This is a genomic window from Methylobacterium nonmethylotrophicum (genome assembly GCF_004745635.1).
In the GTDB taxonomy this organism is placed as follows: Bacteria; Pseudomonadota; Alphaproteobacteria; order Rhizobiales; family Beijerinckiaceae; genus Methylobacterium; species Methylobacterium nonmethylotrophicum.
The window spans coordinates 122,225-148,398 of sequence record NZ_SRLB01000009.1 but is presented as its reverse complement, the minus strand read 5'-3'; the positions used below and the strand labels follow the sequence as shown (position 1 = coordinate 148,398).

Genomic DNA, 26,174 nt, shown 5'->3' with positions numbered 1-26,174 from the left:
GCAGCCAGGGTCTCCTTACCCCGCCAGCACCCGCTCGGCCGCCGCCCCCAGCACCCGCACGCCGAGAGCCAGGTCGTCCTCCTTCGTGTCCTCGGCCCAGTGATGGCTGATGCCGCCGATCGAGGGCACGAACAGCATCGCGGCGGGCATCACCTTGGCGACGTTCTGCGCGTCGTGGCCGGCGCCGGACGGCATCGCCTGCCAGCCGCCGGGACACAGGGCCTCGGCCGCCTGCGTGAGCGCCCCCATCAGGCCCGGATCGCACAGGGCCGGGGTGGCGCGGGAGATTTCCTGGAGGGTCGCGGTGCAGCGCTCGCGCCGGTTGCTCTCGCGGATCAGCGCCCGCAGGGTCGCCTCCATCCGCTCCAGCACCGGCACGGAAACGTCGCGGAACTGGAACAGGATCTCGGCCCGGCCCGGGATGATGCTCGGCGCGCCGGGATCGAGGCTGATGCGGCCGGTGGTCCAGGTGCTGCGCTCGCCGCAGACCGTCGGGAAGGCCTGGTCGATGGCGGCGAGCAGGCGCACGGCGGTGAGCCCCGCATCCCGGCGCTCCGCCATGGTGGTGCCGCCGGCATGGTCCTGCTGGCCCTCGATGACGATCCGCCACTGCCAGATCGCCACGATGCCGGTCACGATCCCGAGGCGCAAAGCCGCCGATTCGAGCTGCGTGCCCTGCTCGATATGCATCTCGAGGAAGCCGCGGTAGCGCCCGGCCTCGAGCTGCATCCGCGGCAGGCCGGCGAGACCGGCGGCGGACAGCGCCTCGCGCAGGGGCGTGCCGTCGGTGCGGTTGCGGCTCCGGTCGATCTCGGCCTCGGTCACCTCGCCGATGGCCGAGCGGCTGCCGAGGAAGCCGACGTCGAAATGCCCCTCCTCGTCCGCGAAGGCGATGACGTCGACCGGCAGCCCGGCCCGGGCCAGCGCGATCCCGGCCACGACGCCGAGCGCCCCGTCGAGCCAGCCGGCCTCGTTCTGGCTCTCGATGTGGCTGCCGACGAGGAGGTGCGGGCCTCGCCCCGGATGCCGCCCGAGAACGGTCCCGACGCCGTCGATCGTGGGCGCAAGCCCGCATTCCTCCAGGCGCCGCATCAGCCAGCGACGGGACTCCATGTCCTGGGGCGAGTAGGTCGGACGGTGCACGCCGGTGCGGAAACGGCCGATTCCGCGCAATTCGTGCAGGCCGCGCAGGAAGGCCTTCGTGTCGATCTCGGGCATGGGACTCAAGACGTGTCGGGGTTGCCGCCGGACCGCGCGGGCGCGGTCAGGGTCGCGATCCCGGATGCGGTCGCACGATCCATACCATCACGATCTGATCCGCAAGATCTAACACACTGCCATGGGGCGGCCGCTTCAGCCGAACGCGGCAAAAAAAAGGCCCGCGAGAGCGGACCTTGGTCGCAGTTCCCGCCCGGGAACCGCGCGGCAGGGGACCGGGTTTGTCCTGTGCAGGGCGGTGGCGATGCCGCTGCGCTGCTCGCGCCCTCCTCGGGCGTTTCCTCCCCAGACTCGGGCCGCCTTCTCGTGGGCGGCCCTTTTTTCGTCCAGGATCGTTAACCTAACTCAAAGATGCGCGTCGGGTTGCATCATCCGTTGGCAACCTGCCGCACGATCGCCCGTCCGTCCCTTGGCGGATCACCGCTCCGCCGCAAGATACCCCCCGGTTAGGCCTGCGGCCGGTCGTCCGGCATCAGCTCCTTCGGGACATGGCCGCCATTCTCGGCGAGCTTGCGCATCACCTGCCCGTGCAACCAGACGTTCATCGCGGCGGAATCGCCCGTGTCGCCGGGATAGTGCAGCTCGCGCGCCAGCTCCTGGCGGGCCGGCAGGCTGCTGTCGAGACCGAGCAGCTTCATCAGGTCGACGATCGAGCGCCGGTAGTCGAGCGTCTGCCCCGACCGGGCGGCGAGGTCCCGCAGCACCGCGCCGACATCCACCCCGGCCGGCGTGCCCGCCGTCGGGTCGTTGGCCACCGGGGACGGCGCCCCGCTCATCGCCGGGACCGCGGCGCTGCTCGCGCCGCCGGACGGCCCGCCCCGGCCGGTGCCGCCCCCCGCCGCGACGGTCGGCATCTCGGCCGCGTGCGGGGCGGCGGCCTGGGCGGCCGCGGGGCCGCCGAAGATCCTGGTCATGATCGACCCGAAGATGCTCATCGTCATGCTCCTCGCGCGCGCTCGGCTGAAAGCCCTCAGGCCGTCGCCCACTCGTCCTTGGCCTCGTCGGTGGTGCGGTTGAGGCGCACCTGCCCGCCCTCGACGCTGGCGATGGAATCGACGTGGATGAAGTGATGGCGTCCGCCCGCCGCCGGGTCGGTCCTGGTCAGCTTGATCCGCTGCCCGTCGAGGTGGTCGATCGTGCCGACATGGCCGCCGTCGGAGCCGACGACCGGCATGTGCTCCTTGATGCTGCTGGTATCGACCATGGCGCGCGCTCCTGCTGATGCGGCGACCAACGGGGATACAGGGGGTGAGTTCCGGGCCCTGTGGTGCGCGGGGGCGTTCCGGCGTCCGCCGGACGAGGCGCGGGTTACCCCTCTCCAATCCTCTAAGGATCAGGCACGGGATCCCCTCTCCCACACGGGAGAGGGGATCCCGCGCCAGTCTCGTATCCCGACAGCCCTGCGCCCGCCGGGAGACGGCTCACGCCCCCGGCGCCACGAGTTTCCCGTCCTGCCGCCGCCACAGCTTGAGCGGGTTGCCGTCGCGCAGAGCCGCCGGCAGCAGGGCCTCGGGGAGATCCTGGTAGCTCACGGGCCGCAGGAAGCGGTGGATCGCCAGGCTGCCGACCGAGGTGGTGCGGCCGTCCGAGGTCGCCGGGTAGGGCCCGCCATGCACCATCGCGTGGCCGACCTCGACGCCGGTGCCGAAGCCGTTGACCAGGATGCGGCCGACCCGGCGCTCCAGCACCGGCAGCAGCGCCCGGGCGGCGTCGTGGTCGCCCTCGTCGAGATGCACGGCCGCGGTGAGCTGGCCCTCCAGCCGCTCCAGCACCGCGCGGATCGCCGCGAGGTCGGGGCAGCGCACCACCAGGGAGGCGGCGCCGAAGACCTCCTCGGCGAGACTGTGGTCGGCGAGGAAGGCTTGCGCCGTGGTGGAGAAGAGCGCCGCCTGGCCCTGATGCGTGCCGCCGGCGAGGCCCTGCGCCAGCGTGGTCACGGCGGGGTTGGCCTCGAGCGCCGCGACGCCGGCGCAATAGGCCTTGTGGATGCCGGGCGTCAGCATCGTGGCGGCCTGGGTCTCCCTGAGGGCGGCGGAGGCCGCCTGCAGGAAGCCGTCGAGGCCGGCGCTCTCCACCGCCAGGATCAGGCCCGGATTGGTGCAGAACTGGCCCGAGCCGAGGGTGAGCGAGCCCACGAAGGCACGGCCGATGTCGCGGCCGCGGGCCTCGAGCGCCGCCGGCAGCAGGACGACCGGGTTGATGCTGCTCATCTCGGCATAGACGGGAATCGGCTGCGTGCGGGCAGCCGCCGCCTGCATCAGCGCGACGCCGCCGCGGCGCGAGCCGGTGAAGCCGACCGCCGCGATGCGCGGATCGGCCACCAGCGCCTGGCCGACCGCGATGCCGGAATCCATGAGGAGCGAGAACACGCCCTCCGGCAGGCCGCATTCCTTCACCGCCGCCTGCACCGCGCGGCCGACGAGCTCCGAGGTGCCGGGATGGGCGGGGTGCGCCTTGGCGACCACCGGGCAGCCGGCGGCGAGCGCCGAGGCGGTGTCGCCGCCCGCGACCGAGAAGGCGAGCGGGAAGTTCGAGGCGCCGAACACCGCGACCGGGCCGACGGCGATCTGGCGCAGGCGCAGGTCCGGGCGCGGCAGCGGCTTGCGGTCGGGTTGGGCCGGATCGATGCGGGCCTCGAGGAAGCCGCCGTCGCGCACCACCCCGGCGAACATCTTGAGCTGGCCGACGGTGCGGCCGCGCTCGCCCTCGAGGCGCGCCCGCGGCAGGCCGCTCTCGGCCATGCAGCGCACGATCAGCTCGTCGCCGATGGCGACGATGGCGTCCGCCACCGCCTCGAGGAAGCGGGCACGGTCCTCGAGCGAGGTCTCGCGGTAGCTGTCGAAGGCCTCGGCGGCGAGCGCGCAGGCCCGCTCGACATCGGTGGGCGTCGCCGAGGCGAAGGCCGGCTCCAGGCTGTTGCCGGTCGCGGCCTCGACGGCGCGGAACGTCTCGCCTGCGCCGCGGCGGGTCGCGGCGCCGATCAGGTTCTCTCCGGTGATGGGCATGGGTCGCGTCCTCTCCTGTGTGGCGGGTGTGGGGCGGGCTTATGCCCCGCCGGGCGGGGGATGATCCACCGGCTGCCCGAGAAAATTCGGCGCCGTCCCCGCTGCGACGGTCTGTCCCGAGGGGCCGGCGCTTGCCGTGGGGGTCATTGGGCCGATGTGCCCCCGACCGGCGTTACAGGTCTAACGCCGCCGGGACGAACCCGATCGAAGGACCCGATGCAGATTCATCTCGACGCCGTCGGAGGCGTGGCCGGCGACATGGTCGTGGCGGCCCTCCTGGACGCCTTTCCGGAGCACGAGGCGGGCGTGCGCGAGAGCGTGGCGCGGGCGAGTCGCGGCCGCACCGCCTGCACGCTCCTCGCCCACGGCGACGGCGTGCTCCAGGGCCGGCGCTTCGCCGTGACGGGTCCGGAGGGCGAGGCGCCGGAGCATCCGGCCGACGACCATGGCCACCACCATCACCGCCACGACGAGCACCACGAGCGTCACGGCCACCACCACCACGACGGCGGCCGCCACGCGCACCGGCACTGGTCGGGGATCAGGCGCGACCTCGAGGCGAGCGGGCTCTCCCCCGCCGTGCTCGCCCACGCGCTCGCGATCTTCGGGCACCTGGCGCAGGCCGAGGCGCGGGTGCACGGCATCCCGGTCGAGGAGGTGGCGTTCCACGAAGTCGGGGCCTGGGACTCGATCGCCGACATCGTGGCGGCGGCGCATCTCGTCGACGCGCTTCGTGCCACGGCCTGGTCCGTCTCGGCCCTGCCCCTTGGCTCCGGCCGGGTGCGGACCCAGCACGGGCCCCTGCCCGTCCCCGCGCCGGCCACCGCGCTGCTCCTCCAAGGCTTCCTCACCGTCGACGACGGCGTGCCGGGCGAGCGCGTGACACCGACGGGCGCCGCGATCCTGCGCCACCTCTGCGACGACCAGCCCCGCAGGAGCGGGCCGCGCCGCCTCCTGCGCAGCGGCCTCGGCTTCGGCACCAAGGTGCTGCCGGGCCTGAGCAACGTCCTGCGGGTGCTGGCCTTCGAGGAGCAGGGCGAGACCGGATCGCCCGGCCACCGCGAGCTCGGCATCATCGAGTTCGAGGTCGACGACCAGTCGGCGGAGGACCTCGCCATGGGGCTCGACCGGCTACGGGCGCACCCCAAGATCTTCGACGTCGTGCAGATGCCGGTCTTCGGCAAGAAGGGCCGGATGATGACCCATGTCCGGGCGCTCGCCCGGGCCGACGCGATCGAGGAGGCGATCGAGGCCTGCTTCCGCGAGACCACCACGATCGGCCTTCGCCACCACACCGTCTCGGGCGCGGCGCTCCGGCGGCGCCTCGACACCGTCGAGGTGGCGGGCCGGCCCGTGCGGGTGAAGAGCGTCGAGCGGCCGGGCGGGCGCACCGCCAAGGCCGAGGCCGACGACGCGATGGGCACGGAGGGCCACGCCGCCCGCCAAGACCTGCGCCGCGAGGCCGAGCGGCTGGCGCTCGAACTGCCGGAGGACCAGCGATGAGCGCACGCCTCGAATCCGTCCTGTCGGGATTGGGGCCGGTTGCCGTCGCGGTGAGCGGCGGGGTCGACAGCCTGACGCTCGCGACGATCGCGCATCGGACCGCGCCCGAGCCGCCCCTGATGGTCCATGCGGTCTCTCCGGCGGTTCCGGGCGAGGCGACCGCGCGCGTGCGGGCGGAGGCGGCCCGCGAGGGCTGGCGGCTCCGGGTGATCGAGGCCGGCGAGTTCGCCGACCCCGCCTACCGCGACAACCCGGTCAACCGCTGCTTCTTCTGCAAGACCAACCTCTACGGGGCGATCCGCCGGGTGACCGAGCGCCGGATCGTCTCGGGGGCCAACCTCGACGACCTCGGCGAGTACCGCCCCGGCCTCGACGCCGCCCGCGAGCACGGGGTGCGCCATCCCTTCGTGGAGGCGTCCTTCAGCAAGGCGATGGTGCGGGCGCTCGCCCGCGACCTCGGCCTCGGGGCGGTGGCGGAGCTGCCGGCCGCGCCCTGCCTGTCGAGCCGGGTCGAGACCGGCATCCGCATCGAGCCCGAGACCCTGGCCTTCATCCACGCCGTCGAGCGGCTCGTGGGCGAAGACCTGGACGTGACGGGCGCCAGGAGTGCGGTGCGCTGCCGGGTGCGCGCCGCCGGCATCGTGGTCGAACTCGATGCCCAGAGCCTCGCCAGCCTGCCGGAGACGGCGCAGGCCGATCTCGGCCGCCGTATCTCCGAGCGCGCCCCGGCCCGGCTCTCCGACGCACCGGTCTCCTTCGCGCCCTATCGTACCGGCAGCGCCTTCCTGACCGGCGGTTCACGACCCGGAGGGTCACCCCGGTGAGTGTGCAGGACGAGTTCACCCTCGACTTCGCCCGACCTGAGCGGATCGGCCTCGAAGAGGCGGTGTTCGCCGCCGGCAAGTCGCCGGCGCAGATCGACGCCATCCTGGCGGCGGCCGAGGAGCGCGGCGCGCGCTTCCTCGTCACCCGCCTCGACCCGGAGCGCTTCGCGGCCCTCCGGTACAGGGACAGGCTCGATTACTGCCCGGTCTCGCGCACCGCGTTCTTCGGCGAGGCGAGGCGGGTCGAGGGCCCGGCCCGCATCGCCATCGTGGCGGCCGGCACCTCGGACGTGCCGGTGGCGCGCGAGGCGGAGCGCACCCTCGCCTATCAGGGCCGTGCCACCACGCTCATCGCCGATGTCGGCGTCGCGGGCCTATGGCGGCTGACCCGGCGGATCGAGGAGATCCGGGCCCATCCGGTGGTGATCTGCGCCGCCGGCATGGACGCGGCCCTGCCGAGCGTCCTGGGCGGCCTCGTAGCCGGGGCGGTGATCGCGGTGCCGACCTCGGTCGGCTACGGCGTCGCGGAGGGCGGGCGCGCCGCCCTCGACGCGGTCCTGGCGAGCTGCGCCCCGGGCATCGCGGTCGTCAACATCGATAACGGCTACGGCGCCGCCTGCGCGGCCCTGCGCCTGCTCCACGCGGCAGCCCGGCTCGCGGAGGCCTCCCGATGACTCAAGGAGAATTCCCATGGAACGTCGCAGCTTCCTGCAGGGCGCGGCCCTCGGGGCCGGTCTCGCGGTCACCAGCGGCGCGGGGGCGGCCGTGAACGCCCCGCCCGCCCCGCTCCCCGGCACCCGGCCCACGGATCCCGCCGACCTGCCGCTCGTCACCGATCCCGGCGAGCGCCGGGGCGAGATGCTCTACCGCGCCTTCGGGCGGACGGGCGAAAAGATCTCGGCGATCGGCATGGGCGGCTTCCACCTCGGCAAGAGCGCCGTGACCGACGCCGAGGCGACGCGGCTGATCCACGAGGGTGTCGACCGCGGCATCACCTTCATGGACAATTGCTGGGACTACAACGAGGGCCGCTCCGAGGAGCGGATGGGCATCGCCCTCGAGCAGGGCGGCTACCGCAACAAGGTCTTCCTGATGTCCAAGATGGACGGGCGGACCAAGCAGGAAGCCATGAAGCAGATCGACCAGTCGCTGCGCCGCCTGCGCACCGACCGGATCGACCTCGTCCAGCACCACGAGATCCTGCGCTACGACGACCCCGACCGGGTCTTCGCCGAGGGCGGCGCCATGGAGGCGTTCGAGGAAGCCAAGAAGGCCGGCAAGCTGCGCTACATCGGCTTCACCGGCCACAAGGACCCGCGCATCCACCTGCAGATGCTCGAAGTGGCGGCCGAGCGCGGCTTCCACTTCGATGCGGTGCAGATGCCCCTCAACGTGATGGACGCGCATTTCCGCAGCTTCGGCCACCTCGTGCTGCCCTACCTCGTCCAGAACGGCATCGCGGCGCTCGGCATGAAGACGTTCGGCGACGGCGTGATCCTGAAGAGCGACGCGCCGATCAAGCCGATCGAGTACCTGCACTTCTCGCTCAACCTGCCGACCGCGGTGGTCATCACCGGCATCCAGAACCAGCGCGACCTCGACCAGGCCTTCGAGGCGGTGAAGACGTTCAAGCCGATGGACAAGGCGGCGGTGGCGGAACTCCTCAACCGCAGCCGGCCCTACGCGCTCGAGGGCAAGTACGAGCTGTTCAAGACCAGCGCGACCTTCGACGGCACCGCCAAGAACGCCGCCTGGCTCGGCGAGGACGTGCCGGGGGTGAAGAAGCTCGCCCCCACCATGGAATGAGGCCGGCGGGGTGAGATGACACAACCATGACGGCGGCCGGCGCGTTGACGTTCGTCTTCACGCCGGCACGAGGCCGCCCCCATGAACGCTTCCACGAGCGACATCCCCGCCCCTTCCCGCAACCCGTCCGCCGAGTTGCGCACGATGAACGACCGCCTCGCCGCCTGGGCCGCCTGCACGGCCGAGGACAGCCCGGCGCTGATCGAGCGCTTCGAGGCGATGGGCTACGCGGTGCGGGGCAGGTCGCGGGAGGAGGTGGAGGCGGTGTTGCGCTGCGCGCCGACGCGGGCGGGGCGGGCGTGAGCGAAATCCCTCTGCAAGATAACTTCCGCCTGAACCGACCGTTTCAAGGGAGAGCGCGTCTTCCCTCTCCCGTTCGGGAGACGGAGTTCCGCGCGCGATCTCCAGAGGGGTCTTATCCCTGAGAGCCTGTTTGATTGCCGAGAACCGCGTCACATGGGTCTAATCCGTCCAATCCACGACCTCATCCTGAGGTGCTGGCGATCGAAGATCGCACGTGAAAGGAGCCTCGAAGGAGGGCTCCAGAAGGCTCAGTGATCCCTGGAGCCCTCCTTCGAGGTCAGTCGATCTTCAATCGTGCGCGATCTTCGATCGCCGACACCTCAGGATGAGGTTGAGGGTGGGATAATTTTGGAAGGCACGTCAAACAGGCTCTGACAGCCCGGCGGACCACGGCACCGCTCACCGCCCTCACCCCTTCGGCCCCCCCGCGATCACCACCCGGCGATGGGTCGCGAGGAGCCCCGGCAGGGCGGCGTCGAGCATCGCGGCGCGGACGGCGTCGCGATCGGGGGTGCCGTCGATGCCGTAGACCCGGGAGCGCAGGCCGACATAGACCAGGGCGCCGTGGATGCCGAACAGCAGCTCGAACTCGTCCGGGGCGAGCGGCTGCTCGCGCGGGCTCGGCAGGTTCGATTCCGCCCGCATCCCCTCGAGCAGCGGCGCGAAGATGCGCTCGCGGACCATTCCGAGATAGCGGCTCGGCAGGTCGAAGCCCTTGAGCCCCGCCGAGACGAAGATCCGCAGCCAGGCATAGTCGTCGATCCGGCGCTGGTAGTCGATCTCGAAGCGCCGGAAGCGTTCGAGGCAAGGCAGCGCACCGTCGCGCACGACCGCCTCCCAGCCCGCGTCCCAGCGCCGGAGATAGACCTCCTGGTAGATGCGCTCGATCAGCGCGGCCTTGGTGGGGAAGTAGCGGAAGAGCAGCGGCTGCGCGATGCCGAGCCGGCGCGCCAGCTCGCGGGTATGCCCGTCCAGCCCGACCTCCGCGAAGTAGGCGATCGCCCCCTCGACGATCTGCCGCTCGCGGTTCTCCGCGGTGAGCCGGCGGCCGGTCGGGCCGCCCGTCGTGGTCTCGCGCCTGCTTGACACCATCGCCGCTTGGCCTTCTATTGAGCGAACGATCAACAAGGGCTTCCAGCGTGTCCCATCGGGGGCCGCCAGAGCAAGCCCAGCGGGGAGGACGAGGGCTTGAAGGCGCCCGACTTCGCCTATGCGCGCCCGGCCTCGCTCGACGAGGCGCTGGCCCTGCTCGCCGCCCATGGCGGCGACGCCGTCCCGCTCGCCGGCGGGCAGAGCCTGATCACGACCCTCAACATGCGCCTCGCCGCGCCCGCCCTGCTGGTCGACCTGAACGCGATCCCGGGTCTCGCCGGGATCTCGGAGGCGGACGGCGTGGTGCGGATCGGCGCGATGACGCGCCACCGCGACGTCGGCACCGACCCCCTCGTGCGCGAGCGCCTGCCGCTGCTGGCCGCCGCGCTGCCGCACATCGCCCATCCGGCGATCCGCAACCGCGGCACGATCGGCGGCTCGGTGGCGCTCGCCGATCCGGCGACCGAGTGGCCGGCCTGCTGCCTCGCCGGCGAGGCGACGATCGTCGTGCGGGGCCCGCAGGCCGAGCGGCGCATCGCGGCGGAAAACTTCTTCCTCGGCCTCTACACGACGGCGCTGGAGCCCGGCGAGATCGTCACCGCGGTCGAGTTCCCGGTGCCGGGCCCCGACGCGGTCTGGGGCTTCGAGGAGCTGTCGCGCCGCCACGGCGACTACGCGCTCGCCGGCCTCGCCGCCACGGCGCGGCGGGGCGCGGGCGGCCTGACGGGGGTGCGGCTCGCCTTCTTCGGCCTCGCCGACCGGCCGGTCCTCGCCCGTGCGGCCGCCGCGGCGATCGAGGCCGGCGACGTCAAGGGCGCGCAAGGGGCCCTCTCCGGCGAGCTCGACCCGCCGGAGGATCCGGCCTTGAGGCCCGCGACCCGGCTGCACCTCGCCCGCGTCATCCTGGGCCGCGTGGCGGGCCGGATGCTGGACAAACCTGCTCAGGATGGGGTCCCGCATGCCGTCTGACGCCCCGGACCGCGACACCGCAGTCGCGCGCGAGCATGCGGTCAGCTTCACGCTGAACGGCGAGCGCGTCCGCTGCCAGGTCCCGGCCCGGACCCATCTCGGCGACCTCCTGCGCGGGACGTTCGGCCTCACCGGGGTCCATCTCGGCTGCGAGCACGGCGTCTGCGGCGCCTGCACGGTCCTGGTCGACGGGCGGGCGGTGCGCGCCTGCCTGATGCTCGGGGTCCAGGCCGAGGGCGCGACGATCGAGACCGTTGAGGGCTTGAGCGAGAGCGGGCGCATCCGCGACCTGCAGGACGCTTTCCACGCCCGCAACGCCCTGCAATGCGGCTACTGCACCCCCGGGATGCTGGTGACGGCGGCCGAGCTTCTGGCGGAGTGCGCGGGCGAGATTCCCTCGCGCGAGGCGATCCGGGCGGCGATCTCCGGCAATTACTGCCGCTGCACCGGCTACCACGCCATCGTCGACGCCATCGCCACCACCGCCGAGGCCCGCGCCGCCCGGGAGACCGCCGAATGAGCACCGACCCGGGCGGCCTCACCTTCCTCGACCGGCCCAACAGCTATATCGGCCGCTCGGTCCCGCGGCCGAACGCCCGGCGCCTGCTGGAGGGCCGCGGCGTCTACGTCGACGACGTGGCGATGGCGCGCCTCGGCCACGTCGCCTTCCTGAGGAGCCCCCACGCCCACGCCCGGATCCTGTCTCTCGAGACCGGCGCGGCCCGGGCGATGCCCGGCGTGATCGCGGTGGTGACCGGAAGGGAGCTGGCGGAGGTCTGCACGCCCTGGATCGGGGTGCTCGGGCACTTCAAGGGCCTGCGCTCGGCGCCCCAGCACGCCCTCGCGGTCGACAGGGTGACCTGGGTCGGCGAGCCGTTCTGCGCCGTCGTCGCCCGCAGCCGGGCCGAGGCCGAGGACGCGCTCGCACTCATCGCGGTCGAGTTCGAGCCGCTGCCGGCGGTCGTCGACATGGAGACGGCCCTCGACCCCGGGACGCCGGCGATCCACCCCGATCTCGGCGACAACCTCGCCTTCGAGCGCGTCCTCGATGTCGGGGACGTCGACGCCGCCTTCCGGGACGCGGCCTGCGTCGTCGAGGAGACCTTCCGGTTCGGCCGCCACACCGGCGTGTGCCTGGAGCCGCGGGCGATCATGGCCGACTGGGCGGCGGCGGACGGGATGCTGACCGTCCACCACTCGTTCCAGGCGCCGCACATGATGCAGGACATCCTGGCCAAGCACCTCTCCCTGCCGGAGGGCGCGGTCCGGGTGATCTGCCGGGACGTCGGCGGCTCGTTCGGGATCAAGGTCCACATCTACCCCGACGAGATGGCGACCTGCGCCCTGGCGCTGATGCTCAAGCGCCCGGTCAAGTTCGTGGCCGACCGGCTGGAGAGCTTCCAGAGCGACATCCACGCCCGCGACCACCGGGTGACGGCGCGGATGGCCTTCTCGGCCGAGGGCGACATCCTGGCCGTCGACATGGACGACCTGACCGGGATCGGCCCCTACTCGGTCTATCCCCGCACCAGCGCGGTCGAGGCCAACCAGGTCGTCAACCTGACGGGCGGTCCCTACCGGCACCGGCATTACCGCGCCCGGGCCCGGGTGGTGCTCCAGAACAAGGCGCCGACCTGCCAGTACCGGGCGGTGGGCCACCCCATCGCCACCATGGTGGCGGAAGGGCTCGTCGATCTCGGCGCCGCGCGCCTCGGGCTCGATCCCTTCGCGGTGCGCGAGCGCAACGTCATCCGGGACGACGCCTATCCGTGCGCGGGCGTCTCCGGGATCAAGCTCGAGACGCTGTCGCACCAGGCCGCGCTCGCCAAGCTCAAGGCGATGATGGATTACGAGGCGCTGCGCGCCGAGCAGGCCGCTCTGCGCGAGCGCGGCATCCACCGCGGCATCGGGCTTGCCGCCTTCATCGAGATCACCAACCCGTCGGCGGCGTTCTACGGGGTCGGCGGCGCCCGCATCTCGTCCCAGGACGGCTGCACGATCCGCCTCGACCCGCAGGGCGGCATCGTCGCCGCGGTCAGCGTGACCGAGCAGGGCCAGGGCACCGAGGCCATCATCGCGCAGATCGTCGCCACCGCCACGGGCGTGCCGATCGAGAAGGTGCGGGTGATCTCGGGCGATACGCAGGCAACGCCCTATGGCGGCGGCACCTGGGCCTCGCGCGGGGCCGGCATCGGCGGCGAGGCCGCCTGGCAGGCCGGCAAGGCGCTGCGCGAGAACGTCGTGGCGGTGGCGGGCGCGATCCTGCAGGCCGATCCCGCAAGCCTCGACGTGCGCGGCGGCGCGGTGGTGGATGCCGCGACCGGCACCGAGCGGATGCCGCTCGCCGAGCTCGGCCGCATCGTCTATTTCCGGCCCGACACCCTGCCGCCGGGCGTGCAGCCCGAATTCGTCGCGACCCGGCACTACGTGCCGAAGGACTATCCCTTCGCCTTCACCAACGGCGTCCAGGCCTCTTACGTCGAGGTCGATCCCGAGACCGGCTTCGTGCGCCTGCTCAAGCACTGGTGCGTCGAGGATTGCGGCACGGTGCTCAACCCGCTCCTCGTCGACGAGCAGATCCGCGGCGGCATCGTCCAGGGGATCGGCGGGGCGCTGTTCGAGCACTGCCTCTACGACGCGGACGGCCAGCTCCTCAACGGCTCGATGGCCGACTACCTGGTGCCGATGGCCGGCGAGATGCCGGACATCGCGGTCGCTCACGTCGTCTCGCCCACCGCCTCCTCGGAGATCGGCGCCAAGGGCGCGGGCGAGGCCGGCACCGCCGGCGCGCCGGCGGCGGTCGTCAACGCCATCAACGATGCGCTGCGCCCGTTCGGCGCCCGGGTCGCCCGCCAGCCGGTGACGCCCGAGGTGGTGCTGGAGGCGCTCGGCCTGATTTGAACGAGTGTCGGGAAACGGTCCGCGAGAGACCGGGCCCGAGGGACAACGCCACGCCGGATCGCCACGGCAAGCGGAGGGACGACAGGATGACGACGGGCATCGACAGGCGCGGGCTGCTCCGGGGCAGCGCGGCCGCATCCGCGCTGGCGCTCGCCGCCCCGGCGCTCCTGCGCTCGGCCGCCGCGCAAGGAGCGCCGATCCGGATCGGCTTTCCGGTGCCGCTCACCGGCGCCTTCGGGGCCGAGGCGAACGACCAGGTGCGCGCCGCCCAGCTCGCGATCAAGGAGTTCAACGAGGCCGGCGGCTTCCAGGGCCGCAATGCCGAGCTGATCGTGCGCGACGACAAGCTCAATCCCGGCGAGGCCGCCGGCCGCACCCTCGAGCTGATCGAGAAGGACAAGGTCAACTTCCTGGTCGGCGGCCTGTCGGCGGCGGTGACCCTGTCGATCAACAACGTCGCGCGCGAGCGCGGGGTGATCTACAACTCGATCAGCCAGTCCGACGCGATCAACGAGGCCAAGGATTTCGGCCGCACCACCTTCCACGAGGCGCTGAACCCGCACATGACCGCGGGCGCGGTCGGCCGCTACGTCTTCCCGAAATCCGGCAAGCGGGTCGCTTTCCTGAGCGCCGACTACGCCTATGGCCACGAGATGATGCGCGGCTTCAAGCGCGCCGGCGAGGCCTCCGGCATCGAGGTCGTGGCCGATATCCGCCACCCGATCGGCGCCTCGGACTATTCCGCCTTCCTGCCCCGTATCGCGGCGCTCAAGCCCGACGTGCTCTGCCTGTGCAATTTCGGCCGCGACCAGGTCGTGTCGATCCAGCAGGCGACCGAGTTCGGCCTCAAGCGCACGACGAAGCTCGTCGCCCCGATCCTGCTGTTCACCGCCCGCAAGGCCGGCGGCGACGCCTTCGACGGCGTGATCGGCGGGACCTCGTATTACTGGCGCCTGGAGGACAGCGTGCCGAGCGCCAAGGCGTTCAACGACCGCTTCCGCGCCGCCTATGGCGGGGCGGTGCCGTCCGATTACGGCGCGCTCGGCTATGCCGGCGTCCGCTCGGTGCTGGAGGGCGTGAAGGCGGCCGGCTCGGTCGAGACCGACAAGGTCGTGGCCGCGATGGAGACCCTCAAGGCCGACTTCTACAAGGGGCCGCAGAGCTTCCGGAAGTGCGACCACCAGCTGGTCCAGTCGGTGCTGATCGTCGAGTCGAAGTCGAAGGGCCTGAAGACCCCCGACGACGTCTTCACGATCCTCGGCACGGAGGGGCCCGACGAGCGGTTCCTGCGCAGCTGCGACGAGCTCGGCCACAAGGCGTGAGGACCCTGCGCGTGACGGCAGTCTCGAGGAGGGCGCGGCTGTGAGCGGCATCACGATCGGCGGCTTCCCCCTCGATCTCATCGGCCTCCAGCTCGTCACCGGCATCGCGCTCGGGGCGATCTACGTGCTCGTCGGCATCGGGCTGTCGCTGATCTTCGGGCTGATGAACGTCGTGAACTTCGCGCACGGCGCCTTCTTCATGGTCGGCGCCTATGTCGGGGTTTTTCTCTACGGCTATACCGGCAGCTTCTGGGTCAGCCTGGTGGCGGCCCCGCTCGCGATGGGGCTCCTCGGGCTCGCCGTCGAGCGGGTGCTCGTGCGCCCGCTCTACGGGCGCGGCATCGACGACCCGCTGCTCCTCACCTTCGGGCTGTCCTACGTCATGGTCGAGAGCGTGCGCATCGCCTTCGGGCTGACCGGGCTGCCCTTCGGGGCGCCGCCGGAGCTGCGCGGCGCGGTCGATATCGGGATCGGCTACTTCCCGCTCTACCGCCTCTTCCTGATCGCCTTCTCGCTGGCGGTGGTGGGCGCCCTGTGGCTGTTCATCGAGCGCACGCCCTTCGGCCTGGTGATCCGGGCCGGCGCCCGCGACCCGCAGATCGTGCAGGTGCTCGGCATCGAGATCGCGAAGGTCTGGCTCGCGGTCTTCGCTCTCGGCTGCGCGCTGGCGGGCCTCGCCGGCATCCTGGCCGCGCCGCTCCAGGGCGTGACGCCGGAGATGGGGATCCCGGTCCTGGCGGAAGCCTTCGTGGTGACGGTGGTCGGCGGCATGGGCTCCCTCGCCGGCGCCGTGCTGGCCGGCCTCATCGTCGGCATCGTGGTGGCGATGACCTCCCTCGTCGCCCCCGACATGACCAAGATGGCGATCTTCGCCCTGATGGCCCTGGTGCTGCTCGTGCGCCCGCGGGGCCTGCTTGGCCGGGCAGGAGCCCTCGGATGAGAGGAGCCCTCGGATGAGCGCACCGCTCACGCGCATCGCCGCCGCGGAGGACGGCGTCCCGGCGGCCCGCCCGGGCTCGGGCCGGACCGGGCGCTGGCTGCGGCGTGCCGGGCGCCACCGCGTCGCGCTGACGCTCGCCTTCCTCCTCATCCTGCCCTGGATCGCACCCTACCAGGCGCTCGCCGTCACCATCCTGGTGCTCGGGCTCTACGCCCTCGGGTTCAACCTGCTGTTCGGCTATACCGGGCTCCTGTCCTTCGGCCACGCCGCCTTCCTGGGCGGCGGCGCCTATGGCTGCGGCATCGCGATCGTCCGCTACGGGCTGCACCCGGTCCTGGCCCTCGTCGCCGGCACGCTGCTCGCCACCCTGATCGCCGCCGCGATGGGCGTGCTCGCCATCCGCACCCGCGGCATCTACTTCGCGATGACGACGCTCGCGCTGTCGATGTGCGTCTATTACGGGTTCTACCAGGCCGAATCGTTCACCGGCGGCGAGAACGGCCTGCGCGGCATCAACGTGCCGAGCCTGACCCTGCCGGGCTTGCGCCTCAGCCTCCTCGACCCGATCGTGAAGTACTACGCCGTGCTCGCAGTGGTCGGGCTCGCCGTCTGGCTCTTCTCGCGGCTCCTGTCGTCGCCCTTCGGCGCCGCCCTCGAGGCGATCCGCGAGAACGAGAGCCGGGCCCAGGCCTGCGGCTACGACGTGCGCCGCATGAAGCTTGTCGCCTTCGTGCTCTCGGGCGCCCTGTGCGGCCTCGCCGGCGCGCTCCAGGCGATCCACCTGTCGATCGTCCCGATCGAGACCATGCATTATTCCACCTCCGGCCAGGCGGTGATGATGGCGCTCCTCGGCGGCATGGGGACGTTCTTCGGTCCCTTCGTGGGGGCGGCGACCTTCGCGCTGCTGCAGGACGGGCTGGCGACGCTGACGAGCCACTGGCAGCTCTTCGTCGGCGCCATCTTCATCGCCTTCGTGCTGTTCCTGCCGCTCGGCATCTGGGGCGAGGTGCTGGCGCGCCTGAGGCGGGCCGGATGGTGAGCGCGGCCCCCCTGGCGGTGCCCGCCGCGCCTCCGATCCTCGCCGCGCAGGGGCTCGGCAAGCGCTTCGGGCATTTCCGCGCCCTGTCGGGCGTCACGGTCGACTTCTCCGAGGGCGGCATCACCGCGATCATCGGCCCGAACGGGGCCGGCAAGTCGACCTTCTTCAACCTCATCTCGGGCGCCTTCCCGCCGAGCGAGGGGCGGGTGCTGTTTCGCGGGCAGGACATCACCGGCCGGCCGCCGCACCATTTCGCCCGCATGGGCATCGCCAAGTCGTTCCAGATCACCAACCTCTTCCCGCACCTCAGCGTGCGCGAGAACGTGCGGGTGGCGGCCCAGGCGCGCCGGGTCCGCTTCGCCTTCTTCCGCGACCGCGCCGCCTACCCGGAGCTCACCGAGCGGGCGGAGGCGCTCCTCGCCGAGGTCGGGCTCGGCGACCGGATGGACCGGCTGGCCCGCGAGCTGGCGCATGGCGAGCAGCGCGCCCTCGAGATCGCGGTGGCGCTCGCCGCCGAGCCGACCCTGCTGCTCCTCGACGAGCCGACCGCCGGGATGAGCCCGGAGGAGACCCGCGACATGATGGATCTCGTGCAGCGCCTCGCCGAGACGCGCACGCTCATCCTGGTCGAGCACAAGATGAAGCTCGTCATGGGCCTGTGCCGCCGCCTCGTCGTCCTGCACCAGGGCGAGCTCCTCGCCGAGGGCAGCCCCGACGACATCCGCGCCCATCCCGAGGTGCGCCGCGTCTACCTGGGCACCCGGGCATGAGCGCCGCGCCACAAGCCGCGCCGCTCCTCGCGGTCGAGAACCTCCGGGCGTGGTACGGCCATTCCCACATCCTGCAGGGCCTCTCGCTGGAGGTCTGCCCGGGCGAGATCGTCACCCTGGTGGGCCGCAACGGCGCCGGCAAGACGACGACCCTGAAGGCGATCATGGGCCTCGTGCCGCGGCGCCAGGGCCGCGTCACCTTCGCGGGCGCCGACATCCTCGACCGGCCGCCCCACGAGCGCTTCCACCGCGGGCTGGCCTACGTGCCGGAGGAGCGGCGCATCGTGCCGGGCCTCACCGTCGAGGAGAACCTGCGCCTCGGCATCCTGGCCGCGCGCGGCGAGCGGGCGTCGCGCCGGGACGAGGCGCGGCGGATCGAGGCGATCGCCGAGACCTTCCCGCGGCTCAAGCAGCGCCTGCGCCAGGAGGCGATCACGATGTCGGGCGGCGAGCAGCAGATGCTCGCCATCGCCCGCGCGCTGATGGCCGAGCCCGTGATGGTGCTGCTCGACGAGCCCTCCGAGGGGATCATGCCGATCCTCGTCGAGGAGATGTTCGCGCAGTTCGTCGCGATGAAGCAGGCCGGCACCACGATCCTGCTCGTCGAGCAGAACGTGGAACTCGCGCTCGAGGTCTCCGACCGCGTCTACATCGTGGACGGCGGCGCGGTCGTCTACCACGCCCCGGCCGCCGAGCTGCGGGCGGATCCCGAGATCCAGGCGCGCTACTGCGCGGTTTAACAATTAGGAATGTCTCCAAACAAACGCTCAAGCACCTCATCGAGAGAATTCAATTTTTCATAGTATCTGCGTGGCACAACACGATGATTAGGTCGTTCTGTCTTCGTTCCCTGAGCATTCCCTTTGGTGTGACTAGCAATCTTGAAGCCCGTGATATCAGGCAATGGCTCACCCGGCCTACCTCCAAAATAATAAAATGAATGAAATGATAAATCATCATTGACGATCATCCAAATGACACAGCCGCTTGGTTTCGCCAATAGATTTAGATTGATATTTGCTTCTCTTGTCTTACCATCATACTTCGTTGTTTTAAATTGAATATGTCGTACGATTTTTCCACGCGCCATCACCAAATCGTATCCTCCAGCGTCGAATTCAGAACGCAGCACTTCGACGTCAAACACCCTGTGTTGCCAAAGTCGGCGCAGGGCATCGCCAATAAAAACATGCTCAATTATTCGCTCGCGCAGCGTGGATTGTATAGAATTGATACTTGAGTCATTGTCCATGTCCATATCAGGAAGCTTTCACATCATTTTGCTTGCTAATTTAAAAATTTACGCGCGATTATCCAACAGATTCATCAGGGCCAAGTTGCTCGCCATGCGAACATGCAGGGTGCACAGGTTGCGACAGCGAGGCTGGCTGGCCCGAATACTGTTTGGTGGCCGCGGGTTCATTGCGAGCGGGACGCCGGGTGAAGCGCCGGACGTCACGCCGCCGGGATGTCGGTTTGGGTGAAGTCGTTGCCCTTGAACAGCAGCGGCTCGCCGGTGGCCTTGGCCAGCGCGTAGGCGAAGCAGTCGCCGTAGTTCAGGCCGGCGCGGTGGCGGCCCTTGCCGAAATCGAGAAATCCCTGACGCGCCAGCTCGCCGTGCTCAAGGGTGAGGGGCTCGATGACGATGCCGGCGCGGTTCAGGAAGGCCTCGGCTTGGCGCATGCCGTCCGGACCGAGCTGGCTCTCGACCACGAGAGCGAGTTCGACCCAGGTGGCCACGCTCATGCGGCAGGTCTCGGCCGCGTGGATGCGGCGAACGAAGGCTTCTGCCTCCGGCTCACGGTAGAGGATGGCGACGAGGGCCGAGGTGTCGAGGATCATTTCGGCAGGCCGCTGTCGTCATAGAGCAGCTCGGCGTGCGCGGCGTAGGGCGGCTTCACGTGGGCGGCGGCGCGGTCGGCGATGGCGAGCAGTTCGTCGACGCTGGCGCGCGCCCGGCGGCGCTCGATGCGCATCAGGCGGTCGCGCAGAGCTTCGGTGACGGCGCGGGTCATGGTCTCGCCGGTGGCCTGGGCGATGGCCTGGGCGAGCCGATGGGCTTCCGGATCTTTGATGTTGAGGCTCATCAATGCGTCCGCGCGTCTACCTTGATGACGATACGTCTACCATTCTATCGAATGTCGCATCGTGCGCCAGCGATTGATCGAGTCGCGCTTGGCAAGGAAAATTGCCAGACCCCGCTACGCTGGCGAGATTGGTCGCACACAACCAGTCACGTCGCGATCCGGAGCCTTCACGGCATCCGAAGAGCATCGCCCCGCTCCAGGTCGGGCCGCTCACCCCGCGCGCAACCCCGCCGCGATCTCCCGCACCGCGGCCCAGGCGATCATCACATCCTCCCGGGTCGTCGCAGTCTGGCCGACCTGGAAGCGGATCACGAAGCGGCCGTCGTGGCGGGTCTGGGTCAGGTAGGTGCGGCCGTCGTCGTTGATCCGCTCGAGGAGGCGGGCGTTGAGCGCGTCGAGGGCGTCGGTGCCCGCACCGGTGCCTGCACCGGCCGGCGCGTAACGGAAAGTGAACAGGGACAGGATCGGCGCGGTGGTCAGCTCGAAATCGGGATCGGCCGCGATGATCCCGGCGAGTTCCCGCGCCCAGGCGACATGGTCGCGGATCATGCCCTGCAGCGCCTCGACGCCGTAGGAGCGGATCACGAACCACAGCTTCAGCGCCCGGAAGCGGCGCCCCAGCGGGATCGACCACTCGTTGTAGTCGACGAAGCCGTCCTGGCCCAGCGTGCGCAGGAAGGGCGGGCGGATGCCCAGCGTGTCCGTCAGCGCCTTCGGGTCGCGGACGAATTGGGCCGAGCAGTCGAAATGGGTGAACAGCCACTTGTGCGGGTTGAACACCAGGCTGTCGGCGGCTTCGGCGCCCCGCATCAGGTCGCGGAACTCGGGGCAGATCATCGCGCTGCCGGCCCAGGCGGCGTCGACGTGGAGGAAGACCCCATGCCGGCGCGCCACCGCGGCGACGGCCTCGATCGGATCGCAGGCGCCGATGCTGGTGCCGCCGAGGCAGGCGACGATCGCGGCCGGAACCAGGCCCGCCTCGCGGTCGGCCCGGATCGCCGCGTCGAGGGCGTCCGCGTCCATGCCGTGGAGCGGGCCCGAGACCGGGATCCGCACCAGGTTGGCGTCGCCGTAGCCGGCGATGCGCACCGCCTTGTCGACGGAGGAATGGACCTGCGCCGAGGCGTAGACCCGCAAGACCGGCCCGCCGGCGAGGCCCTTCTGGTTGCCGGAAAAGCCGAGGGCCCGCTCCCGCGCGGTGAGGAGCGCCGCGAGCGTCGCGCCGGAGGCCGAATCCTGGATCACGCCCGAGAAACCGTCCGGCAGGCCGATCATCTGGCGCAGCCAGTCCATCACCCGGGTCTCGAGCTCGGTCGCGGCCGGCGAGGTCTGCCAGAGCATGCACTGCGCGGCGAGCGCCGCGGTGACGAACTCCGCCACGAGCGAGGGCGGGCTCGCATTGGCGGGGAAGTAGGCGAAGAAGCGCGGGTGCTGCCAGTGGGTCATGCCAGGCATCACCACCCGGTCGAGGTCGGAAAAGATCCGGTCCATCGGCTCGCCCTCGGCCGGGGGGGCGGCGGGCAGCTGGCGAAAGATCTCGCCCGGCGCCACCTGCGCCCGCACCGGCCGCTCGCCGACGCCCGCGAGGTAATCCACCGACCAATCGGCGGCCCGATGCGCCCAGGCCCGAAACGTCTCGTCGTCCATGCCCACGCGATCCTCCCGCCGGCCCGGCCTTCCGGTTCCCGGCCGGGTGTTTAGCAGGTTTCGCGAGGCACGCCTCCCCGCCCGCAGCCTTGCGCGCGGAGGCCCGGGAGGTCGCGCGACCGGAGGTCCGAGGATGGACGATCCGAGAGTGGACGACCCGAGAGTGGAGGTGGGGCCCTGCACCGGGCGGGTGACGGCCAGGACCGTCGTGCCGTCCCGACGGTACGATGGTCAGAGCAGACTGGCGCGGGCGACAGTGGGTCGCATGCCGACCCGATCGCCTGCCTGCTTGCGCCGTTCCTTCCTCGCGACGAGGCGCGCCTTGATTGCCGGAACCAGGCTATTCAAGACGATGACGTTGATCACGATCGCGACAAGTATCACGAATATCGGCATCTCCACGATCAGCATGAATATCAGACGAAGTATCGTGTCCGACGCCTGACTGCCGCTCACGAGCAGGAACGTCGCGCGGACAACGACGTATGACAGCGCGGCTATTTTCGTGACGGTCTCCCGGACCGGAAACGCGCTCTCGATGCTCACAGGATGCTCCTTCTGCCGGCCGTATCAATCTGGACAAGGTCGAACACGGGAGGGCGCGGCGCGTCCGGCCTTCCCCAGGGACAGTCTTACGGGAATCCGATCGTCCTGTAGATGTTCGAAACTGCCGATATGACTACGTAATGCCTCGGAACCCCATTCGGAAACGCGGCTTGTCTGGGGAAAAATTCGCATCCCATCAGATCGCACGTGCATTGCCAGGCAGCGCAGCATTCAAGAAAGCATTCCCCTGTCGGGCATCGTGGAAAACATGCCGACGCATGATTTTCAATCTTCGCATCCAAGCAGCGCTATTCTGATACAAGAACCTGGACAATTGTCAGGCTTGCCGCCGATCAGCGGCCGACTATCGCTGCGTCGGCAAGTCAACGCGCTCCCGGCCGGGCGCTCTGCGGGCGAACCCGGGCGTCATGCGGCTCCAGGCCGATCGCTCCACGATCCGGAGGCCGGCCTCGATCGGACGCCCGGCGCGCGCCTGCGACGGGCGCGTCGACCTCCCGGAACCGCGAACCGGTCCCCGACCGTCCACAGCCGGGCCTGCCCTTCTCTCCCGGCCCGCCCCGCCGGGGCCGCACGATCCCCGCGCCAATCGGCCGAATTGCCGAACCCGGGGCCGGGGCCCATGGTGAAGGCCCATGCGGCGCCACGTTCCCATCGTCCTCGCGGCCATTCTCGCCCTCGTGGCGACGGGCCTGCTCGCCTACCAGTGGCTCGGGCAGCCGACCACCCTGCGCGTCGCGGTCGGGCCGGCGGGGAGCGAGGATGCGCGCCTCGTCGCGGCGGTCGCCCAGTCGCTCGCCCGCACCCACGAGGACGTGCGCCTGCGCCTGGTCGTGACGGGCGGCGTCGCCGAGAGCGCGAGCCTGGCCGAGCAGGGCAAGGTCGACCTCGCGGTGGTGCGCTCGGATGTCGGCATCCCGGCGAGCACCCAGACCGTGGCGATCCTGCACCGCAACGCGGTGCTGCTGCTGGCGGCCGATCCGGGCCTCGCCGCCGTGCCGGACCTGCGCGGGCGACGGATCGGGATCGTGCGCAACTCGGCCGGCAACACCCGGCTCCTCGGCAACATCCTGGAGCATTACGATGTGCCGGCGGGCGCCGTCACGATCGTGCCCCTCGGCGACGGGCAGGAGGCCGGGGAGGCCCTGCGCGGACACCGGGTCGACGCCGTGATGGTGGTGAGCCCGCCGACCGGCCGCACCGCGGGCGAGGTGGTGGCGAGCATCGCCAAGGGAGACGGAAACCCGGGAGACGGAAACTCGGCTGGCGGCACGCCGACTTTCATCCCGATCGGCGAGGCGGCGGTGCTGGCCCGGCGCTGGCCGGCGCTGGAGAGCATCGAGATCGCCCGCGGCACCTTCGGCGGCACGCCGCCGCGGCCGGTCGAGCCGATCACCACCGTCGGGGTCAGCCACCGGCTGGTGGCCCAGGCACAGCTGTCAGACTCGGCGGTGTCGGAGCTGACCCGGCTGCTCTTCGTCAACCGGCCGGGCCTTGCCGCCGAGGTGCCGCTCGCCAATCAGATCGAGGCGCCCGACACCTCGAAGAGCGCCTCGCTTCCGGTCCATACCGGCGCGCAGGCCTATTACGAGGGCGAGGTCGAGAGCTTCTTCGACCGCTACGGGGACTGGTTCTACCTGATCGTGATGTGCGTCTCGATCCTGGGCTCGGCCGCCGCCACCCTGGTGTCGCGGGCCGCCAACCGGTCGCGGGCCCGGGACATGGCGCTCCTGCGCCAGCTGCTGGCCATCGTGCGGGCGAGCCGCGACGTCGAGGACGAACTTGAGCTCACGGATCTCGACCGGCAGGCCGACGAGATCCTGGCCGCGGCGCTCGCCCGGGCTGGCGCCGGCGCCATCGACAATGCCGGCGTGGCGGCCTTCACCCTCGGCCTCGACCAGGCGCGGCGCGCCATCGCCGAGCGCCGGGCGACCCTGCAGGAGCGGCAGGCGCAAGGCATCGAGCGCGGACCGGATCCGCTCTCCGCCGCGGCGGAGTGACGCGACCGGGGCGGGCCGCCCTCTTGCGATCGGGCGCCACACCTTATATTGCGACGCAACAGTTTTCCCCTGGCTCGATGCGTCCGGCTGCCATTCTGGCGGCCCGCGGCGTGCCGGGCTTTGTTTGCTTCGGACATCCCATGAAGCTGCGCAACATCGCCATCATCGCCCACGTCGACCACGGCAAGACGACCCTGGTCGACAAGCTGCTCCAGCAATCGGGCTCGTTCCGCGAGAACCAGCGGGTCGAGGAGCGGGCGATGGACTCGAACGACCTCGAGAAGGAGCGCGGCATCACCATCCTGGCCAAGGCCACCTCGGTGGTCTGGAAGGACACCCGGATCAACATCGTCGACACCCCCGGCCACGCCGATTTCGGCGGCGAGGTCGAGCGCATCCTGTCGATGGTCGACGGCGTGATCGTGCTGGTCGACGCCGCCGAGGGCCCGATGCCGCAGACCAAGTTCGTGGTCTCGAAGGCGCTCAAGATCGGCCTGCGCCCGATCGTGGCGGTCAACAAGGTCGACCGGCCGGACGCCCGGATCAACGAGGTGGTCAACGAGGTCTTCGACCTGTTCGCGGCCCTCGACGCCACCGACGAGCAGCTCGACTTCCCGATCCTGTACGGGTCGGGCCGCAACGGCTGGATGGCGACCTCGCCGGACGGCGATTCGTCGGAGGGCCTCGCCCCCCTGTTCGACCTGGTGCTCGCGCACGTGCCCCAGGCCCGGACCGAGGAGGGCCCGTTCCGGATGCTCGGCACCCTGCTCGAGGCCAACCCCTTCCTCGGCCGCATCATCACCGGGCGCATCGCCTCCGGCACCGTGAAGCCGAACCAGCAGGTCAAGGTCCTCGACCGCGACGGCAAGGTGGTGGAGACCGGCCGCGTCTCGAAGATCCTGGCCTTCCGCGGCCTCGAGCGCCAGCCGATCGAGGTCGGCGAGGCCGGCGATATCGTGTCGATCGCAGGGCTCGTGAAGGGCACGGTGGCCGATACCTTCTGCGACCCGCAGGTCGAGACGCCGATCCAGGCCCAGCCGATCGACCCGCCGACCGTGACGATGTCGTTCATCGTCAACGACAGCCCGCTCGCCGGCACCGAGGGCGACAAGGTCACGAGCCGCATGATCCGCGACCGCCTGTTCAAGGAGGCCGAGGGCAACGTCACGCTCAAGATCGAGGAAGCCGCCGACAAGGATTCGTTCTACGTCTCGGGCCGCGGCGAATTGCAGCTCGCGATCCTGATCGAGACGATGCGCCGCGAAGGGTTCGAGATCGCGGTGTCCCGTCCCCGCGTCGTCTTCGAGAAGGACGAGGCCGGCGAGGTGCTCGAGCCGATCGAGGAGGTCGTGATCGACGTCGACGAGGAGTATTCCGGCGTCGTCGTGCAGAAGATGTCGGAGCGCAAGGCCGACATGATCGAGATGCGCCCGTCGGGCGGCAACCGCCTGCGCCTCGTCTTCCACGCCCCGACCCGCGGCCTGATCGGCTACCAGGGCGAGCTGATGACCGACACCCGCGGCACCGCGATCATGAACCGGCTGTTCAAGGCCTACGAGCCGTTCAAGGGCGAGATCGCCGGCCGGCGCAACGGCGTGCTGATGTCCAACGACCAGGGCGAGGCCGTCGCCTACGCCTTGTGGAACCTCGAAGATCGCGGCCCGATGATGATCGAGCCGGGCTGGAAGGTCTATCAGGGCATGATCATCGGCGAGCACAACCGCGAGAACGATCTCGAGGTGAACGTGCTCAAGGGCAAGAAGCTCACCAACATCCGCACCACCTCGAAGGACGAGGCGGTGCGCCTGACCCCGCCGATCCGCATGACCCTCGAGCGCTCGCTGGCCTGGATCCAGGACGACGAGCTCGTCGAGGTGACCCCGAAGTCGATCCGCCTGCGCAAGGCCGTGCTCGACCCGAACGACCGCAAGCGGGCGGAGCGGGCCAAGGAGGCGCTCAGCGCCTGATCCGGCCGATCGGCGGACCCTGAATCATCCCTCGCCCCGGCCCGGGGCGGGGGATTTTGTTGTGTCGGATGGTGGACGGACGGCCCGGCCACGTGGATTCCCGGGCCGACCTCCCGTATCCCGTGGTTCAGCCCGACACAGGATCCAGCGCCGGATCCCCTCTCCAGGCGATGCCGGGCAAGCCCGGCATCGCCTGGAGAGGGGATCCGGCGATCTG

At 70.7% G+C, this 26,174-nt stretch carries 25 protein-coding genes; 15 read left to right on the top strand and 10 right to left on the bottom strand.

Features of this window, described 5'->3' with window-relative positions; translation table 11 throughout:
• Positions 1 to 15 precede the first annotated feature (15 nt).
• From EU555_RS13940 to EU555_RS13925, 4 genes are all read right to left on the bottom strand, one after another.
• Positions 16 to 1,218 carry a Zn-dependent hydrolase gene (locus tag EU555_RS13940; RefSeq protein WP_135415240.1) on the bottom strand — a complete coding sequence of 401 codons (1,203 nt, stop codon included), beginning with the start codon at positions 1,216 to 1,218 and terminating at the stop codon, positions 16 to 18.
• 446 nt (positions 1,219 to 1,664) lie between these two features.
• The gene (locus tag EU555_RS13935; RefSeq protein WP_135415239.1) at positions 1,665 to 2,153 is read right to left on the bottom strand and encodes a DUF3597 domain-containing protein; all 489 of its coding nucleotides are present in this window, start codon (positions 2,151 to 2,153) and stop codon (positions 1,665 to 1,667) included.
• Positions 2,154 to 2,188: 35 nt separating this feature from the next.
• Positions 2,189 to 2,422 (bottom strand): DUF2171 domain-containing protein, encoded by a 234-nt coding sequence (locus EU555_RS13930; RefSeq protein ID WP_135415238.1) that lies wholly within the window; start codon positions 2,420 to 2,422, stop codon positions 2,189 to 2,191.
• A 217-nt stretch (positions 2,423 to 2,639) separates the two neighbouring features.
• Positions 2,640 to 4,223 (bottom strand): aldehyde dehydrogenase (NADP(+)), encoded by a 1,584-nt coding sequence (locus tag EU555_RS13925; RefSeq protein WP_135415237.1) that lies wholly within the window; start codon positions 4,221 to 4,223, stop codon positions 2,640 to 2,642.
• A gap of 216 nt (positions 4,224 to 4,439) precedes the next feature.
• Here EU555_RS13925 and larC point away from each other — a divergent pair, with 216 nt between their 5' ends.
• The 5 genes from larC to EU555_RS13900 all read left to right on the top strand — a co-directional run bounded on the left by larC (position 4,440) and on the right by EU555_RS13900 (position 8,659).
• The gene (gene larC, locus EU555_RS13920; protein ID WP_135415236.1) at positions 4,440 to 5,726 is read left to right on the top strand and encodes a nickel pincer cofactor biosynthesis protein LarC; all 1,287 of its coding nucleotides are present in this window, start codon (positions 4,440 to 4,442) and stop codon (positions 5,724 to 5,726) included.
• Positions 5,723 to 6,550, top strand: coding sequence for an ATP-dependent sacrificial sulfur transferase LarE (larE, locus tag EU555_RS13915; protein WP_135415235.1), 828 nt, complete (start codon positions 5,723 to 5,725; stop codon positions 6,548 to 6,550). Before larC ends, larE begins: the two co-directional genes overlap by 4 nt.
• Positions 6,547 to 7,224, top strand: a complete 678-nt coding sequence (gene larB, locus EU555_RS13910; RefSeq protein WP_135415234.1) for a nickel pincer cofactor biosynthesis protein LarB — start codon at positions 6,547 to 6,549, stop codon at positions 7,222 to 7,224. Before larE ends, larB begins: the two co-directional genes overlap by 4 nt.
• Positions 7,225 to 7,240: 16 nt before the next feature.
• On the top strand, positions 7,241 to 8,356 hold the full coding sequence (locus EU555_RS13905) for an aldo/keto reductase (RefSeq protein WP_135415233.1): 1,116 nt from the start codon (positions 7,241 to 7,243) through the stop codon (positions 8,354 to 8,356).
• An 81-nt stretch (positions 8,357 to 8,437) separates the two neighbouring features.
• Complete coding sequence (locus EU555_RS13900) at positions 8,438 to 8,659, top strand: hypothetical protein (protein ID WP_135415232.1); 222 nt, start codon at positions 8,438 to 8,440, stop codon at positions 8,657 to 8,659.
• Positions 8,660 to 9,067: 408 nt separating this feature from the next.
• Here the strand turns inward: EU555_RS13900 and EU555_RS13895 are convergent, their stop codons facing one another.
• Entirely contained in the window at positions 9,068 to 9,751 is a 684-nt protein-coding gene (locus tag EU555_RS13895; RefSeq protein ID WP_135415231.1) for a TetR/AcrR family transcriptional regulator, read from the bottom strand.
• Between the two features lie 96 nt (positions 9,752 to 9,847).
• Between EU555_RS13895 and EU555_RS13890 the strand changes: the two genes are divergently transcribed.
• The 8 genes from EU555_RS13890 (at position 9,848) to EU555_RS13855 (ending at position 18,432) form a co-directional block, all read left to right on the top strand.
• Positions 9,848 to 10,720, top strand: coding sequence for an FAD binding domain-containing protein (locus EU555_RS13890; RefSeq protein ID WP_135415230.1), 873 nt, complete (start codon positions 9,848 to 9,850; stop codon positions 10,718 to 10,720).
• Positions 10,710 to 11,240 (top strand): (2Fe-2S)-binding protein, encoded by a 531-nt coding sequence (locus EU555_RS13885; RefSeq protein ID WP_135415229.1) that lies wholly within the window; start codon positions 10,710 to 10,712, stop codon positions 11,238 to 11,240. Before EU555_RS13890 ends, EU555_RS13885 begins: the two co-directional genes overlap by 11 nt.
• A complete protein-coding gene (locus tag EU555_RS13880; protein WP_135415228.1) occupies positions 11,237 to 13,621 on the top strand; it encodes a xanthine dehydrogenase family protein molybdopterin-binding subunit in 2,385 nt (794 codons plus the stop codon). The genes EU555_RS13885 and EU555_RS13880 overlap by 4 nt, the downstream gene beginning before the upstream one ends.
• Positions 13,622 to 13,707: 86 nt before the next feature.
• On the top strand, positions 13,708 to 14,943 hold the full coding sequence (locus tag EU555_RS13875) for an ABC transporter substrate-binding protein (RefSeq protein WP_135415227.1): 1,236 nt from the start codon (positions 13,708 to 13,710) through the stop codon (positions 14,941 to 14,943).
• 40 nt (positions 14,944 to 14,983) lie between these two features.
• Positions 14,984 to 15,883: a branched-chain amino acid ABC transporter permease gene (locus EU555_RS13870; RefSeq protein WP_135415226.1), complete on the top strand. Its 900-nt coding sequence runs from the start codon at positions 14,984 to 14,986 to the stop codon at positions 15,881 to 15,883.
• Positions 15,884 to 15,896: 13 nt separating this feature from the next.
• Positions 15,897 to 16,922, top strand: coding sequence for a branched-chain amino acid ABC transporter permease (locus tag EU555_RS13865; RefSeq protein ID WP_135415225.1), 1,026 nt, complete (start codon positions 15,897 to 15,899; stop codon positions 16,920 to 16,922).
• Positions 16,916 to 17,692: an ABC transporter ATP-binding protein gene (locus tag EU555_RS13860; RefSeq protein WP_135415224.1), complete on the top strand. Its 777-nt coding sequence runs from the start codon at positions 16,916 to 16,918 to the stop codon at positions 17,690 to 17,692. Before EU555_RS13865 ends, EU555_RS13860 begins: the two co-directional genes overlap by 7 nt.
• Complete coding sequence (locus EU555_RS13855) at positions 17,689 to 18,432, top strand: ABC transporter ATP-binding protein (protein WP_135415223.1); 744 nt, start codon at positions 17,689 to 17,691, stop codon at positions 18,430 to 18,432. Before EU555_RS13860 ends, EU555_RS13855 begins: the two co-directional genes overlap by 4 nt.
• Here EU555_RS13855 and EU555_RS13850 read toward each other — a convergent pair.
• The 5 genes from EU555_RS13850 to EU555_RS13830 all read right to left on the bottom strand — a co-directional run bounded on the left by EU555_RS13850 (position 18,429) and on the right by EU555_RS13830 (position 21,972).
• On the bottom strand, positions 18,429 to 18,944 hold the full coding sequence (locus EU555_RS13850; RefSeq protein ID WP_205820924.1) for a hypothetical protein: 516 nt from the start codon (positions 18,942 to 18,944) through the stop codon (positions 18,429 to 18,431). The two genes, EU555_RS13855 and EU555_RS13850, sit on opposite strands and share 4 nt — an antisense overlap.
• 203 nt (positions 18,945 to 19,147) lie before the next feature.
• A complete protein-coding gene (locus EU555_RS13845) occupies positions 19,148 to 19,534 on the bottom strand; it encodes a type II toxin-antitoxin system VapC family toxin (protein WP_135415221.1) in 387 nt (128 codons plus the stop codon).
• Positions 19,531 to 19,779 carry a type II toxin-antitoxin system VapB family antitoxin gene (locus tag EU555_RS13840; RefSeq protein ID WP_135415220.1) on the bottom strand — a complete coding sequence of 83 codons (249 nt, stop codon included), beginning with the start codon at positions 19,777 to 19,779 and terminating at the stop codon, positions 19,531 to 19,533. The genes EU555_RS13845 and EU555_RS13840 overlap by 4 nt, the downstream gene beginning before the upstream one ends.
• 210 nt (positions 19,780 to 19,989) lie before the next feature.
• Entirely contained in the window at positions 19,990 to 21,426 is a 1,437-nt protein-coding gene (locus tag EU555_RS13835) for a pyridoxal phosphate-dependent decarboxylase family protein (RefSeq protein ID WP_135415219.1), read from the bottom strand.
• Positions 21,427 to 21,657: 231 nt separating this feature from the next.
• Positions 21,658 to 21,972: a hypothetical protein gene (locus EU555_RS13830; RefSeq protein ID WP_135415218.1), complete on the bottom strand. Its 315-nt coding sequence runs from the start codon at positions 21,970 to 21,972 to the stop codon at positions 21,658 to 21,660.
• A 653-nt stretch (positions 21,973 to 22,625) separates the two neighbouring features.
• Between EU555_RS13830 and EU555_RS13825 the strand changes: the two genes are divergently transcribed.
• Together EU555_RS13825 and typA are read left to right on the top strand one after the other, a co-directional pair.
• On the top strand, positions 22,626 to 23,990 hold the full coding sequence (locus EU555_RS13825; protein ID WP_135415217.1) for a TAXI family TRAP transporter solute-binding subunit: 1,365 nt from the start codon (positions 22,626 to 22,628) through the stop codon (positions 23,988 to 23,990).
• Between the two features lie 140 nt (positions 23,991 to 24,130).
• Positions 24,131 to 25,957: a translational GTPase TypA gene (gene typA, locus EU555_RS13820; protein ID WP_135415216.1), complete on the top strand. Its 1,827-nt coding sequence runs from the start codon at positions 24,131 to 24,133 to the stop codon at positions 25,955 to 25,957.
• Positions 25,958 to 26,174: the final 217 nt, after the last annotated feature.

Excerpts from the sequence above, each read along its gene's own strand:
- EU555_RS13865 (WP_135415225.1), top strand. The coding sequence starts at position 15,897 with ATGAGCGCACCGCTCACGCGCATCGCCGCCGCGGAGGACGGCGTCCCG.
- EU555_RS13940 (WP_135415240.1), bottom strand. The coding sequence starts at position 1,218 with ATGCCCGAGATCGACACGAAGGCCTTCCTGCGCGGCCTGCACGAATTG.
- larE (WP_135415235.1), top strand. The coding sequence starts at position 5,723 with ATGAGCGCACGCCTCGAATCCGTCCTGTCGGGATTGGGGCCGGTTGCC.
- EU555_RS13850 (WP_205820924.1), bottom strand. The coding sequence starts at position 18,944 with ATGGACAATGACTCAAGTATCAATTCTATACAATCCACGCTGCGCGAG.
- EU555_RS13845 (WP_135415221.1), bottom strand. The coding sequence starts at position 19,534 with ATGATCCTCGACACCTCGGCCCTCGTCGCCATCCTCTACCGTGAGCCG.
- EU555_RS13835 (WP_135415219.1), bottom strand. The coding sequence starts at position 21,426 with ATGGACGACGAGACGTTTCGGGCCTGGGCGCATCGGGCCGCCGATTGG.
- EU555_RS13855 (WP_135415223.1), top strand. The coding sequence starts at position 17,689 with ATGAGCGCCGCGCCACAAGCCGCGCCGCTCCTCGCGGTCGAGAACCTC.
- EU555_RS13860 (WP_135415224.1), top strand. The coding sequence starts at position 16,916 with ATGGTGAGCGCGGCCCCCCTGGCGGTGCCCGCCGCGCCTCCGATCCTC.
- larC (WP_135415236.1), top strand. The coding sequence starts at position 4,440 with ATGCAGATTCATCTCGACGCCGTCGGAGGCGTGGCCGGCGACATGGTC.
- EU555_RS13895 (WP_135415231.1), bottom strand. The coding sequence starts at position 9,751 with ATGGTGTCAAGCAGGCGCGAGACCACGACGGGCGGCCCGACCGGCCGC.
- typA (WP_135415216.1), top strand. The coding sequence starts at position 24,131 with ATGAAGCTGCGCAACATCGCCATCATCGCCCACGTCGACCACGGCAAG.
- EU555_RS13930 (WP_135415238.1), bottom strand. The coding sequence starts at position 2,422 with ATGGTCGATACCAGCAGCATCAAGGAGCACATGCCGGTCGTCGGCTCC.
- EU555_RS13885 (WP_135415229.1), top strand. The coding sequence starts at position 10,710 with ATGCCGTCTGACGCCCCGGACCGCGACACCGCAGTCGCGCGCGAGCAT.
- EU555_RS13825 (WP_135415217.1), top strand. The coding sequence starts at position 22,626 with ATGCGGCGCCACGTTCCCATCGTCCTCGCGGCCATTCTCGCCCTCGTG.
- EU555_RS13925 (WP_135415237.1), bottom strand. The coding sequence starts at position 4,223 with ATGCCCATCACCGGAGAGAACCTGATCGGCGCCGCGACCCGCCGCGGC.
- EU555_RS13905 (WP_135415233.1), top strand. The coding sequence starts at position 7,241 with ATGGAACGTCGCAGCTTCCTGCAGGGCGCGGCCCTCGGGGCCGGTCTC.
- EU555_RS13880 (WP_135415228.1), top strand. The coding sequence starts at position 11,237 with ATGAGCACCGACCCGGGCGGCCTCACCTTCCTCGACCGGCCCAACAGC.
- EU555_RS13875 (WP_135415227.1), top strand. The coding sequence starts at position 13,708 with ATGACGACGGGCATCGACAGGCGCGGGCTGCTCCGGGGCAGCGCGGCC.
- EU555_RS13900 (WP_135415232.1), top strand. The coding sequence starts at position 8,438 with ATGAACGCTTCCACGAGCGACATCCCCGCCCCTTCCCGCAACCCGTCC.
- EU555_RS13840 (WP_135415220.1), bottom strand. The coding sequence starts at position 19,779 with ATGAGCCTCAACATCAAAGATCCGGAAGCCCATCGGCTCGCCCAGGCC.
- EU555_RS13935 (WP_135415239.1), bottom strand. The coding sequence starts at position 2,153 with ATGAGCATCTTCGGGTCGATCATGACCAGGATCTTCGGCGGCCCCGCG.